A 12,325-nucleotide genomic window follows, 5' to 3' on the forward strand; every position below is an offset into this window, starting at 1 on the left:
GTCTCCACGCCCTCGCCGACATCGATCTGCAAGTCGAAGAAGGCAAGACCCACGCGATCATCGGCCCCAACGGAGCCGGCAAGTCGACCCTGCTCAATGTCATCATCGGCAAGCTGGCGCCTTCAAGCGGCCAAGTAGTCTTTGACGGCACGGTCCTTACTGGCCGGAAGCCCTTCCAGATCAATCAGCTCGGCATTGCCCGTGTCTTCCAGACACCGGAAATCTTCGCTGACCTGTCCGTCCTCCATAACGTGATGATCCCCGCGCTGGCCAAGCGCGACGGCATGTTCAAGCTCAACATGCTGCGTTCGCTCGACAGCGAAACCGGCATCCGCGCCGAAGCCGAGCACATGCTCGAGGATGTGGGCATGATCACGCGCCGCGACATGCTCGCCGGCAGCCTCAGCCGCGGCGACAAGCGGCGCATGGAACTGGCCATGTGCCTCATCCAGCACCCGCGCCTGCTGTTGCTCGATGAGCCCACTGCAGGCATGAGTCGCCACGACACCAACACGACCATCGAACTGCTCAAAAAGATCAAGAGCCGCGGTATGACCAAGGTGATCATCGAGCACGACATGCACGTCGTCTTCTCGTTGGCCGACAAGATCTCCGTGCTCGCCCAGGGCCGCATCATTGCCGATGGCTCGCCCGACGAGGTGCGTGGCAATCCCAAGGTGCAGGAAGCCTATCTCGGAGGAGCCCATTGATGAGTTCCATCGCCATGACATCAGACACTACCATCAGCCAAGCCGCCACGATCGAAACCACCCGCCCCTTCTTCTCGGTGCGCGACATGCACGCCTATTATGGCGAGAGCTACATCGTGCAGGGCGTCTCGCTCGATGTGCGCCAGGGTGAAATCCTCGCCCTTCTCGGCCGCAACGGCGCGGGCAAAACGTCCACATTGCGGACCATCGCCCGCACCGACAATCCGCAGATGCGGCAGGGTGAAATCTGGCTCGATGGCCTACCCATCCATCAGATGAAGAGCTTTGAGGCGGCCCGTTCCGGCATCCAGCTCGTGCCCGAAGATCGCCGCATCATCCAAGGCCTGACCGTCGAGGAGAATATCACCCTCGCCAAGGTCGCCCCCGGCAATGGCTGGAGCCTCGAACAGATCTACGAAAGCTTTCCGCGCCTTGCCGAGCGCCGCACCCAGGAAGGCGTCACCCTCTCGGGCGGCGAACAGCAGATGCTCGCCATCGCCCGTGCCTTGGCTCGCGACCTCAAACTCCTGCTGCTCGACGAACCCTATGAAGGCCTCGCGCCGGTCATCGTGCAGGAAATCGAACGCATCCTGCACTCGATCAAGCCGTTGGGTATCACCACCATCATCGTCGAGCAAAACGCCGTCGCCGCGCTGAAACTGGCCGACCGCGCCGTCATCCTCGATACAGGCGAAGTCGTCTTCGCCGGCACCGCCAAGGAGGTGCTCGATAATACCGAGCTAAGACACGAATACCTGGCGATCTAGGAAGAGTGCCGACCCCAACCCCGTCGCCATTGCCGGGCTTGTCCCGGCAATCCATCTCGCCACAGGCATGGACCACCGGGACGAGCCCGGTGGTGACGATTGCGGGGAGAATCGAACAACGGCCGCATCGGCCCCTGAGCTACCCTGGGCTTTTCAAACCCAAAGGCATTTCGCCGATTTCACCCTCTCCCCCCTTGAGAGGCCCAGGGTAAGTCCTCCTCCGGTTGCTCGGCCGCGATGGTGATCCCCTCGCCTTCGAGCGCATCGCGGACTTCTCGCGCCAGATCGACCGCTCCCGGCGTGTCGCCATGAAGGCAGATCGACCGCGCGCCCGATTTCAACACCGTACCGTCGATCGCGAGGATCTCGCCGGTCTGTGCCAGACGCAGGCAACGCGCAATAACCGCGTCGGTATCGTGAATGACCGCCCCTTCCTGCGACCGGGGCGCCAGCAGGCCGTCGGCGGTATAGGCCCGGTCTGCATAGGCCTCGCGGATCAGCGGCACACCCACAGCCTTGGCTGCCCGCACCTGCTCAGAATTGTCGAGCGCCAGCACCGCCATCTTGTCGTCCATCGCCTGCACAGCGGCAAAGACGGCAACCGCCATGGCCAACTCTTCTGCAGTCTGGTTAGCCAGCGCCCCATGGAGCTTCACATAGGAGAGCGGCACGCCCACTTCGCTCGCGATATGGCGGATGAGAAACATCTGGTCGCGCACCTGCCCGATCAACTGGTCGAGCGGCATCACCAACCGGAACCGGCCGAAGCGCGGTTTGTCGGCATAGCCTGGATGCGCACCCGCCCGAATCCCCCGTGCCTTGCACAGCTTCAGGATATGCCGGATCGTCTGCGCGTCCCCGGCGTGGCCGCCACAGGCGATCGAGGCGCTGGACACGATGCCCAGCAGATCATCGTCCGTGCCCATGCCTTCGCCGAGATCGGCGTTGAGATCGATTGATGCCATCAGGTTTCGCTCCGCAACAAAGCCTGGGCATGATCAAGCCCCACCGGCGCGAACACAAGCTCCGCATTGGGTCGCAATTGAAAGAAACGGTCGAGGTCAACGGAAATGATCGTGCCGATCCGCGGATAGCCGCCCGTCGGCTGGTGATCGCGCCCCAGTACGATCGGCGTGCCATCGCCCAAAATCTGGATATCGCCTACCACCACCGGGTCTGACACCAGCGACAATATCCGCGCCTCGGCAAAAACCTTCGCCTCGTCGCGCAGACGTACCCCCATGCGATCCATCATCGAGGAAATGCGGAACGAGCTGGTTACGAATTTTTCCCGCAGGCCCGCGTCAAAAACCTCGGCATGAAGCCCCCACACGAACCGGATCGGCCCATCGGTCCTCCTACGGGGCAGAACTGTAGCCAGCGCATCGCCATCACCAACAACTGTCAAACTGTCGCCCGCCTTGAGCGCCCGGCCATCCAGCCCGCCAATCCGCGTCCGCATGCTGGTCGCGCGGCTCCCCATCACCGCCGGCACGTCGATCTCACCGCCAAAGCGCAGATAGCCGTAATTGCCGCCGGTTCCTGCCGAAATAGCCAGCCTGTCGCCGGCACCCAGCCGCGCCGCGCCCGGCCACTCCAGCTTCTTTCCATTGACCGAAACCTCGAAGACCCCACCGTCCCAGCCCACGGCAACTTCGCCTTCGCTGACGACCAGGTCGAACCCCAGCATGGAAAACTCGATGCCCGCCGCCACGCCGCTGCCCGCCAAGAGGCCCGCGCGCCGAAACGACGACCCATCCATCGGCCCAGACGCACTGATGCCCTGCGCGAGATACCCGAAACGGCCCTCATCCTGAATCGTGACCAGCGGCCCTGCCCGCTCGATGACCAGACTTGCCGCCATTCAAGCCACCTCGAAGGTGACGCTATCGCCAGCCCGAAGCAGTGTCGGTGGCGTCTCTTGCGGTACAAAATTGGAAAAATCGGTACGACCGATGACGTGCCAGCCAGTCGGAATGTCCGTCGCCGCAATCGCAGTCTGCCCGGCCGCAAACAGCACGCTGCCCGCCGACACCAACGGCCGCACCTTGTCGCGCCGCGGCAAGGTCAGCGTTTCAGGATGAAATCCGCAATAGACAAAGCCCGGCGCAAAGCCCGTCGCCAGCACCCGTAGCGGCGCCGCATTGTGCAGCGCAATGAACTCGTCGGCAGAAAGCTTCAGCAGCCCCGCGACCTCCTGAAGGTCCGGCCCTGCCTCTCCACCGAAGCGCACGCCGATGCGACGTTGGGCCCCAGCCTGTTCCTCCAGCGCGCCATGCAGCCGCAGCCGAATTTCGCCTTCGATGTCCTGATGTCGTGAATTGAGCGGATCATACCGCAGCAGTACCGAAACAAGGCTCGGCACGATCTCGACTATGCCGGCGATCGGTTCGCTTTCCAGCGCCGCCGCAAAGCCGATGGCCCGACGATTGGCAGTTTCGTCGAGGCGGCTACCGAAACGCACGAGAATGGTGCTGTCGCCCAGCGTCTGCACCATGGGCCGTTCCGGCAGGATTTGCATTTGGCCCACTGTCTGCGTTCCCCGCGGAAATCACCCCGGCGAAGCCAGAGCCGGGTAGGCCCAAATTGCTTCGCCAAGGCAGAGTGCAGGTTCGGCTCCAGGCCGATGGCGGACGTCTTAACGGCGACGGCCGCGGAAGAGTTGAATAAGAGCTCTAGTTGGGATCACGACCCTCCTGTTCAACCACCGCATCGAACAGTTCGCGCACATTGGCAGCGCCAATGGTTTCGATTGCCACGGCCGCTATGGCCGCAAACAATTCCGCGATTTCCTGGGGATCGGTGATTTCAGCGTCGTCTTCGTCGGCGTCTGCGTTGATCAAGGTAAACACTGTGCGCGCCTCCAATAGAGCGTTTCGAGGAAAAGTGGCGAACCACTTCAGATCGAAAACGCGATCCAAGAACCTAGAGACCGTTCAGCGCTTCAGAGACGATGAACTTCTCTAGTGAGCTTACGAGACCAATGTGAGCCGATTCCTATTACGGAATAAATAACGGAATGTACCACCCCGGGGCATTCGCTCGGTTGCCACAAAGGTCAGCCTCGCTTACTCTTCCCCCGCCTCAAGCTTTTCGAGATAGGTCTCGATATCGTCGAGCGACGCAGAAAATGGTTTAGGCACATCACCATAGACAATCTTGAAGGTCTTGTCGTGCCGGAGCGCGTGACCGCCCGGCTGCCCCAAAACCTTCAGTTTTTCTGCGGTCAGAATGGTCAGGTCGTAGCGCGCCGCCAAGCGCTTCATGCGCCGCATGCGCGATGCGTCAAATTCCTTGCGGCTCATTTCTGTCGTTCCTGAATGTGACGGAGACGTAATACTCCGCCTCTTAGCCCGATCGCGCCCGGCCGCTCAAGCGCGTTTTCGCGTCGCCCGATGCTCGGCCAGGTAGGTCCGGTCATCCAGCGTCGAAAGCAGCACGGCGATCACCATGCCAATGCTCACCCCCACGAGCGTGTCGAACACGCGTTCCGGCGCAATTCCCGCCCCCGCCTGCGGCGCTGCCAGATGGCTCATCAGCAGAGCCATGGGCGTCACCAGAACCTGCCCCAGCCCGTAATTGGCACCGATGACGACTTCGGTCGCAAATTGCAGCCCGATCAGTAGCACGACCACCATTGTCACCGATGGATCGAGCTGCAGCACCAGCCAGACCGCCAGCGCACCGATGACCGTGCCCATCATGCGCTGCAGCGCCCGGTTCATGCTGATATGGAGATGGCTCCCTTGAATGACGGCAACCGCCCCCATGGCCGCCCACGCCGGGTGCGCCGCGCCCATGGCATGCGTGACAAGAGCGGCAATGCCTGCACCAACGGCAATCCGTGTTGCCGCCGTCAGCCTGTGAGACAAAGGCCGAGCTGGCTCGACCGGCAAAGGTCGCTCTTCCGTCGCTTTGTGCCGAAAAATCTCCGTCGCGAGACAGATCTGCCAAGCTAGAATAGCCACGCCACCAGTCGCTGCAACACGCTCCACGACGACCTGCCAGCCATCAACCGTGCCCATGGCCGCGCCGGCCGCAAAGATAAAAATCAGCGCGCCCGGAGGGCCGAAACGACCCGTGGCCGAAATGAAAAAGAACACACCGCTCAGCAGCGCCAGCAGAGCCAGTTGCAACTCGGGCGAAGCTCCCAGCCACACAACCAGAGACATGACGCCGACGCCCGACGTCTGGCAGATCGCTGCCCAGAGCACGATCTGGCCTCGGCCCTTTTCCGGCGCGAAACGGCCAAACAGCGCAGCCAGTGCTCCGAGTGCAGCAAAGCCGACCAGGTGCGGCCATGGCGAGGCAAAGGCCAGCGGGATGGCGACAGCTATCGCTACCGATGCCTGCAAGCCGGCTAGCGCAGCGTTCCGCAGCGACGGCTGTTGTGCAAAGGCTAGAATATCGGCAAGCCGCATGCTGGCCAAAAGATGCCGCATGGCATCGCGACGCCGGGTCATCGCCGCGCCTCCTTCTGCAAGGCCTCGAGCCGGCGTTCGATCTTGTCGAAATGCTCCAGCATCTCGGCGATTTCGGCGTCCCCGATATCGACCAACATGGCTTCTTCGCCCTTGGTCAGTACCTTGCGGATTTCGTTGACGCGGTTCTCGCCCGCGGGCGTCAGGAAGATCAGCCGTGCCCGGCCGTCCGTCTCGTCGGCGCGCCGTTCGACAAAGCCCTGTCGCACCAGAATATCCAGCACCCGCACCAGGCTCGATCCATCGACTCCGACCAGCGCCGCCAGTTCCTTCTGCGTTGTGCCGCCCCCGGTTTCTTTCAGGTGCATCAAGGGAGCCCAGGTAGCGTCCGACAGGCCTTCTTCGGCCAACCGCGCATCGAGTGCCCGCCGCCAGCGGCGCGCGAGCAACGAAAAACGAATCCCGAACCGGGAACGAGGAGAAGGATGAATGTCGGTCATAAACCGGTGCTACGCCGATATAGATTGATTTGCAATTCAAATTACATTGCGACTGCCATGCGCTCAGCGCACGCCACTTAGGCTGTGAGGCATTGGCGACTAAAGTAATCGCGCCAAACAAAAAACAACTTTACTCGCCCTTGCTTCTCTCCAAGAGGCTGCCACTTTGTAGGCCCCAATTCGTCGGAGGAGAAACCCGTGACATCATTTCCGAGGATCAAGGCCGCATCCCTCGCCGCCGGCCTTATGGTCATCGCCGGCCCCAGCATGGCGCTCGCACAGGTTGCCGTATCTGATTTGCCCGAAATCGTAGTGACGGAGACAACCAAGCTCCCCGAGGGCCATTTTCCACCTCAGGCAACGACGATTGCCAGGGCAACTACGCAGAACCCGAAACCGAAGCAGGGCTTTATGTTCAGGAGCACGGCTGGGGCGTCATCTCCGAGGCCACACTAGGCGACTACCAACTCGTCAGCTTCGCCGGGGAGTTCTTGACCGGCACTAGCGGTTCCTGCGCGATCGAGCAGAGTAATATCGGCGTATTCGAAGGTAGCGATCTCAAGGCCATTTTCTATACCGCCAACAAGACCGACCAGTTGATCGGGGTGCTCGACGAGCGGCAAAACGGCAGCGTGCGAATCTGGGGCGGCGATTTTGTCAGTCTGCCGGTTGCCGACATCAGCATCACCGACACAGGCCTGGTTGTCGGCCCGGTTGCCGCGGAAGAAACCTATTGTGGCGCCGCAGTGGTGCCAAACATCTATGATGCGCCGATTACCGAGGCCCGCAAAACCCTAAAGACCGCCGGCTGGAAGCCTGTCCCGCAACCACGCGAAGAGTTCGGCCAGCAGGGAGACCTGCACGATATCGGCATCACCGAGGCCGAAACTTGCTCGGGCACTGGCTTCGGTTTCTGCCGATACAATTATCGCTCGGCCGGCGCATTGCTGGATGTGACAACTGTTGGCGAATTTTACGAGGACAGCGTTCCCTCCGTCGTCGACTACTCCGTCACGTGCGCGAACTAGTGGAGCGTCCAAGGACTGCCCCTAGAGATAGTGCCTTTCAACGAAATCCCGGAATGAATGGTAGCGTTCGTTCCGGGCGATCTCGTCGCTCGCCAGCAAGGCTCGAACGTGCTCCGAGCCATCGCGACGCCCGCTGATGTAAGTCGCGTGCTGTGGGTGTGCCGGATCGCCAAATTCGCCCAGTCGCTTGCGCAGCACCGCGCCATGACCAGGTGCCATGCGGTCCAAAGCCGATGCCAGGATATCGGCAAGTGCCGCCTCGTCGGGCATGCGGGTGAGATAGACGGTGGCCACCGAATGAACCGTCAACACCTGCAGAAAACCGATCACATAGGGGTCGGCAAGCGCGCCGTCGGGCAAGGCCTGCTCCTCAGCATCACCCAAGCCCGCGAACATGGATTTGATATACCGCTCGGTCTCATCAACCGCCTCGGCCCGCTTGTCTCCGAATCCGAACATGGCCATTCCTCGCGCTGGCGCACACGGCCGCAGAACGCGGCAAGGTCGGATTGGGTTGCGGTTGGGGAATGGCGGGTAGGGAGGGATTCGAACCCCCGGAAGGCTTTCACCTTCGCCGGTTTTCAAGACCGGAGCAATCAACCGCTCTGCCACCTACCCGTGGCCTGCCGTTTAGCCGTGCCGCGCCGCCCTGTCCAGAGGGCGCGACACGACTTCAGTGATCACGGAATGAGAACCACCGACCCTGTGGTCTCGCGGCCTTCCAGCGCGCGATGCGCCTTTTCGGCCTCTTCCAGCTTGAATCGGCCGCCGATTTCCACCTTGATCGCACCCGAACGGATGGCGCCGAACAGCGCGTCGGCGCCCTCGATCAGATCTTCGCGCCGCGTAAAATAGTGGCCGCTGGTCGGTCGCGTCACATAGAGCGAACCTTTTCGCGACAATACCGTCAGGTCGGGAATCGAAACAACGCCCGAGGCATTGCCAAAGCTGGCAAGCAGCCCACGCGGACGCAGGCAATCCAGGGAGCCCGCGAACGTCTCCTTGCCGACGCCGTCATAGACGACATCGACACCCCTGCCCTCGGTGATCTCGCGCACCCGCGCCGGAAAATCCTCGGCCCGGTAGTCGATCACGTGGTCACAGCCATGCGCCTTGGCGAGCGCAACCTTGGCAGGTCCACCCGCCGTGCCGATCACCGTCGCGCCGAGTGCCTTGGCCCATTGTGTCGCAATAAGCCCGGTGCCGCCCGCCGCCGCGTGCCAGAGGATCGTCTGGCCGGCTTCGACCTTCCAGGTCTTGAACAGCAGATAATAGGCCGTGAGCCCCTTGAGCACGACGGCCGCCGCCGTCTCGTCGTCTACCCCATCGGGAATCGGAATGAGCTTTTCGACCGACGCCAACCGCTCTGCGGCATAGGCACCTACCTGCCCCTGATAGCAGACCCGGTCACCGACCTTGACCGCTGTCACGTCCGGCCCGACCGCCGTGACGACGCCCGCGCCCTCATTGCCACCCACAAAGGGCAGCGGCTGAGGATAGAGCCCCGACCGCTGATAGGTGTCGATGAAGTTGAGGCCAATGGCCTTCTGTTCGATCAGGACCTGTCCCGGTCCCGGCGCCTTGACCGGCCAGTCCTCGACGGACAGGACGTCCGGTCCGCCGGTCTGGTTGATTGCGACGACGAGGGTCACTTTGGCGTCCTCGGTTTGCGCGGCGCCGATTTCGGCCGCGATTGCGCCTGGCGCACCGCCGGGGTTTTCGCCCGCGGCTTGCCCGTCACGGCTGCGACCCCGGCATTGGCCGAGACCGAACCGGTGTCACCGGTGAATGGCGTCACCTCATGTCTGCCCGATCCGCCGCCCGAAGCACGAAGCTTGCGGTTCTTGGCGAAGATATTGACTGCCTCGACCAGCACCGAGAAAGCCATGGCAGAATAGATGTAGCCCTTGGGAATGTGGAACCCGAGCCCATCGGCCACCAGCGTCACGCCGATCAGCAACAGGAAGGCCAGCGCCAGCATCTTGGTGGTCGGGTGATCGGCAACGAACTTGGCGATCGGGCCCGAAGCAAAGAACATCACCGCCACGGCAACCAGCACCGCAGCAATCATCACGGCGACCTGGTCAGCCGGCACCATGCCCACGGCAGTGATGATCGAGTCGATCGAGAAGACCATGTCGATCACAACGATCTGCACCAGAATGGCCTGGAGGCTCGCCTTGGCGGCCTCCTTGAGGCCAACCTCATGCGGCTCTTCGATCGCCGCATGCATTTCATGCGTCGCCTTGTAGATCAGGAACGCGCCACCGGCGATGAGGATGATGTCCTTCCACGAGAACCCGTGGTCGAAGGCGATGAAAACCGGCTCCTGAAGCTGCACGATCACGCTGATCAGCAGCAGCAGAATGATGCGGAACACCAGCGCAAGGCCGATACCGAGTTTACGGGCAAATTCGGCCTGTTCGCGCGGCAGGCGAGACACCAGCACCGAAATGAACACGATATTGTCGATGCCCAGCACGATCTCCATGATCGTCAGGGTAAGGAAAGCGACCCAGACATTGGGATCGTAGAGAAGCTCAAGCATGGTGGGCTCCGTAAAAGGGATTCTCGGTTGCGCGCGAGTCTATTGTCTTTGATGCGATTGTGGAGGCCTTCTCACTGCAAAGACAAGGGCCTCCCGCTCTTCCATTTCGGCTTTGTCGTTCCTATGGCAGCTTTTTCCTCCCCTGCGGCAAGGCGCGAAATGGTTCTGCCGGCCGGAGGCTGGTATGCCGTGAATGGCCAGTGCTAGGCTCTGGTTCCGTTTTCCTGCCGGAGTTCCTTGATGGAATCCTTCACGCCCCTCACCGCCGCGCTCGGCGGCAGCCTGATCGGCCTCGCGGCTGCCGTGCTCTGGCTCGGCAATGGCCGCATCGCCGGCATCTCCGGCATTTTTGGCCAGCTCCTGCCACCCGCCCAGACTGTCGTCTGGCGCCTGATCTTTTTGGCGGCGCTGGTGGCAGGTGCCTGGGCTACCTCCAGGCTCTTCCCAGAGCTCGGCGTTGGCGGTGTTCAACCGGCCGCCCTCGTGCCTCCGCCGGCTGCATGGGGAGTACCGCCGCCAGTCTGGCTTATCGTTGCGGGCCTCCTCATCGGTTTTGGCACCAAGATCGGCAATGGCTGCACCTCGGGGCATGGCGTCTGCGGCCTCGCGCGTCTCTCGCTGCGCTCGCTCGTCGCCGTCGCAGTCTTTTTCGGCGTGGCGATCATCACCGTCACCGTGACGGGGATCGTCTGATGGCCAATCTTCGCCCGCCCTACCTCGCGACAGCAGCCCTCAGCGGCCTGCTCTTCGGCGCCGGCCTCTATGTTTCGCAGATGGTCGATCCGCTCAAGGTCCTGCGTTTCCTCGATTTCACCGCGATACCTTCCGGCGGTTGGGACCCAAGCTTGGCCTTTGTCATCGTCCCGGCCATCCTCGTCATGTTCATTGCTGTGCGCATCGGCCGCCGCCGTTCCGCGCCTCTGTTCGACCGCGAATTCCACGAGCCCGAATATAAGCGTATCGACACCCGTCTCGTGGGCGGCGCTGCGCTCTTCGGCGTAGGCTGGGGCATGTCCGGCATCTGCCCGGGCCCGGCCATTGCTCTGATCGCCTTCCCGCCCGACGGGATCTGGCTTTTCCTCGCCGCCCTGATCGCCGGCTCTTATGCCGGTAGCCTCATCGTGCCCAGCGGCCATTCCAAACGTCTTGCGGATGCCAAATGACTGAACAGAACGCCGACATCATCGTCGTGGGCGGAGGCCTTGCCGGCCTTGCCGCCGCCGTAAGCCTCGCCCGCGCCGGCTACGAAACCCTGCATCTCGCCCCGACGGCCCCGCCAGACCGTCGCACCTCGGCACTGATGATGCCCAGCGTCGAGTTTCTGGTCTCGTCCGGCCTCATCGACAGACCGGAAGGCACCGGCCATCCGTTGACCGCCATCCGCATCATCGACGCCACGCCACGCCTCATCCGCGCGCCCGAAACCCTTTTCGACGCCAAGGAAGCCGGCCTCGATGCCTTCGGCTGGAATTTTGCCAACGCGACGCTCCTCGAGCGCTTCCAGGCTGCAGCCCCAGCAACGGGCCTCACCACCCGCAATGCCGCCGTTACCGCTTATGTCAGAGAGAACGGCCTCGGCGTGCTCACCCTGACCGATGGCAGCACCGTCGCTGCCCCCCTGATCGTCGGCGCGGACGGCAAGAAATCCCTCATCCGCATCGAGGCAGGCCTTCCAGCTCGTGAGCACAAATTCGACGAAGCAGCCCTTGTCTGCGATCTCGAACTCGGCCGCTCCATCGGCGGCACCTCCATCGAGTTCCACTATCCCCATGGCCCCTTCACTCTAGTGCCCGCCGGCGGCACCCGAGCCAATCTCGTCTGGATCGACGAGGAATCGGTTCTGCGCGAAACCCAGGCCGGCGGCCCGGAAGCGCTCCTCGCCGCGTTCCGCACCCGCTCGCAAAACCTCTTCGGCAGCATAAAACTGGCCTCGCCCAGCTTCATCTTCCCGTTGAGCGTTCTCACGGTCCCCGAGGCCGGCCGCGACGGCACGGTTCTCGTCGGGGAATCCGCGCACGCCTTCCCGCCAATCGGCGCCCAGGGTCTTAATCTTGGCCTGCGCGACGTTGCCGACCTCGTCGCCGTTCTCGCCGACACCGATCGCACCACGCCCGATTGGGCCATTCGCGCCAGCACCGCCTATGCCGACCGTCGCGCCGCCGACCTGGCGCGCACCGGCACTATGGTCGACACGCTCTTCCGCTCACTTCTGGGCGAAATGCTCCCGAGCCAGGCCCTGCGCGCTGGCGGTCTCTGGGCCCTCAAACTGATGCCGTCGCTCCGCCGCCAGGCCTTTTCCATCGGCATGGGCAAGCGCTCCGCCTGAGCCGACGCTTCTCCAAACGAAAAAG

General features: G+C 62.6%; 16 protein-coding genes and 1 tRNA gene. 6 read left to right on the forward strand and 11 right to left on the reverse strand.

What is annotated here, in order from left to right; genetic code table 11:
* Positions 1–710, forward strand: a 710-nt coding sequence (locus ABW043_RS07715) for an ABC transporter ATP-binding protein (protein WP_353920639.1), incomplete at its 5' end; no start/stop codon positions are given.
* A 14-nt stretch (positions 711–724) separates the two neighbouring features.
* Complete coding sequence (locus ABW043_RS07720) at positions 725–1,477, forward strand: ABC transporter ATP-binding protein (RefSeq protein WP_353920653.1); 753 nt, start codon at positions 725–727, stop codon at positions 1,475–1,477.
* A gap of 179 nt (positions 1,478–1,656) precedes the next feature.
* On the opposite strand, the gene ABW043_RS07725 is transcribed toward ABW043_RS07720, so the two are convergent.
* The 7 genes from ABW043_RS07725 to ABW043_RS07755 all read right to left on the reverse strand — a co-directional run bounded on the left by ABW043_RS07725 (position 1,657) and on the right by ABW043_RS07755 (position 6,398).
* Entirely contained in the window at positions 1,657–2,442 is a 786-nt protein-coding gene (locus ABW043_RS07725; protein WP_353920640.1) for a LamB/YcsF family protein, read from the reverse strand.
* A complete protein-coding gene (locus ABW043_RS07730) occupies positions 2,442–3,341 on the reverse strand; it encodes a 5-oxoprolinase subunit C family protein (RefSeq protein WP_353920641.1) in 900 nt (299 codons plus the stop codon). Before ABW043_RS07730 ends, ABW043_RS07725 begins: the two co-directional genes overlap by 1 nt.
* Positions 3,342–3,974: a 5-oxoprolinase subunit B family protein gene (locus ABW043_RS07735; protein ID WP_353920642.1), complete on the reverse strand. Its 633-nt coding sequence runs from the start codon at positions 3,972–3,974 to the stop codon at positions 3,342–3,344.
* Between the two features lie 178 nt (positions 3,975–4,152).
* Positions 4,153–4,329 carry a hypothetical protein gene (locus ABW043_RS07740; protein ID WP_156385712.1) on the reverse strand — a complete coding sequence of 59 codons (177 nt, stop codon included), beginning with the start codon at positions 4,327–4,329 and terminating at the stop codon, positions 4,153–4,155.
* Positions 4,330–4,545: 216 nt separating this feature from the next.
* Entirely contained in the window at positions 4,546–4,782 is a 237-nt protein-coding gene (locus tag ABW043_RS07745; RefSeq protein WP_353920643.1) for a hypothetical protein, read from the reverse strand.
* Positions 4,783–4,848: 66 nt separating this feature from the next.
* The gene (locus tag ABW043_RS07750) at positions 4,849–5,940 is read right to left on the reverse strand and encodes an FUSC family protein (protein ID WP_353920644.1); all 1,092 of its coding nucleotides are present in this window, start codon (positions 5,938–5,940) and stop codon (positions 4,849–4,851) included.
* Positions 5,937–6,398 carry a MarR family winged helix-turn-helix transcriptional regulator gene (locus ABW043_RS07755; RefSeq protein ID WP_353920645.1) on the reverse strand — a complete coding sequence of 154 codons (462 nt, stop codon included), beginning with the start codon at positions 6,396–6,398 and terminating at the stop codon, positions 5,937–5,939. Before ABW043_RS07755 ends, ABW043_RS07750 begins: the two co-directional genes overlap by 4 nt.
* A gap of 491 nt (positions 6,399–6,889) precedes the next feature.
* Here ABW043_RS07755 and ABW043_RS07760 point away from each other — a divergent pair, with 491 nt between their 5' ends.
* Entirely contained in the window at positions 6,890–7,426 is a 537-nt protein-coding gene (locus ABW043_RS07760) for a hypothetical protein (RefSeq protein ID WP_353920646.1), read from the forward strand.
* Between the two features lie 21 nt (positions 7,427–7,447).
* Here ABW043_RS07760 and ABW043_RS07765 read toward each other — a convergent pair whose 3' ends face one another.
* The 4 genes from ABW043_RS07765 to ABW043_RS07780 form a co-directional block, all read right to left on the reverse strand.
* The gene (locus ABW043_RS07765; protein WP_353920647.1) at positions 7,448–7,891 is read right to left on the reverse strand and encodes a hypothetical protein; all 444 of its coding nucleotides are present in this window, start codon (positions 7,889–7,891) and stop codon (positions 7,448–7,450) included.
* Between the two features lie 63 nt (positions 7,892–7,954).
* Positions 7,955–8,044: transfer RNA gene (locus ABW043_RS07770), tRNA-Ser, on the reverse strand.
* Positions 8,045–8,106: 62 nt separating this feature from the next.
* The gene (locus ABW043_RS07775; protein WP_353920648.1) at positions 8,107–9,078 is read right to left on the reverse strand and encodes a quinone oxidoreductase family protein; all 972 of its coding nucleotides are present in this window, start codon (positions 9,076–9,078) and stop codon (positions 8,107–8,109) included.
* Positions 9,075–9,974, reverse strand: coding sequence for a TerC family protein (locus ABW043_RS07780; protein ID WP_353920649.1), 900 nt, complete (start codon positions 9,972–9,974; stop codon positions 9,075–9,077). Before ABW043_RS07780 ends, ABW043_RS07775 begins: the two co-directional genes overlap by 4 nt.
* 240 nt (positions 9,975–10,214) lie before the next feature.
* Here ABW043_RS07780 and ABW043_RS07785 point away from each other — a divergent pair, with 240 nt between their 5' ends.
* The 3 genes from ABW043_RS07785 to ABW043_RS07795 are packed head-to-tail and all read left to right on the forward strand — an operon-like array spanning position 10,215 to position 12,300.
* Complete coding sequence (locus ABW043_RS07785) at positions 10,215–10,667, forward strand: YeeE/YedE family protein (RefSeq protein ID WP_353920650.1); 453 nt, start codon at positions 10,215–10,217, stop codon at positions 10,665–10,667.
* Entirely contained in the window at positions 10,667–11,137 is a 471-nt protein-coding gene (locus tag ABW043_RS07790) for a DUF6691 family protein (protein ID WP_353920651.1), read from the forward strand. The genes ABW043_RS07785 and ABW043_RS07790 overlap by 1 nt, the downstream gene beginning before the upstream one ends.
* Positions 11,134–12,300, forward strand: a complete 1,167-nt coding sequence (locus tag ABW043_RS07795) for an FAD-dependent monooxygenase (RefSeq protein WP_353920652.1) — start codon at positions 11,134–11,136, stop codon at positions 12,298–12,300. The genes ABW043_RS07790 and ABW043_RS07795 overlap by 4 nt, the downstream gene beginning before the upstream one ends.
* The last annotated feature ends 25 nt before the right edge of the window (positions 12,301–12,325 follow it).

This window comes from Devosia sp. (genome assembly GCF_040509215.1).
Classification (GTDB): domain Bacteria; phylum Pseudomonadota; class Alphaproteobacteria; order Rhizobiales; family Devosiaceae; genus Devosia.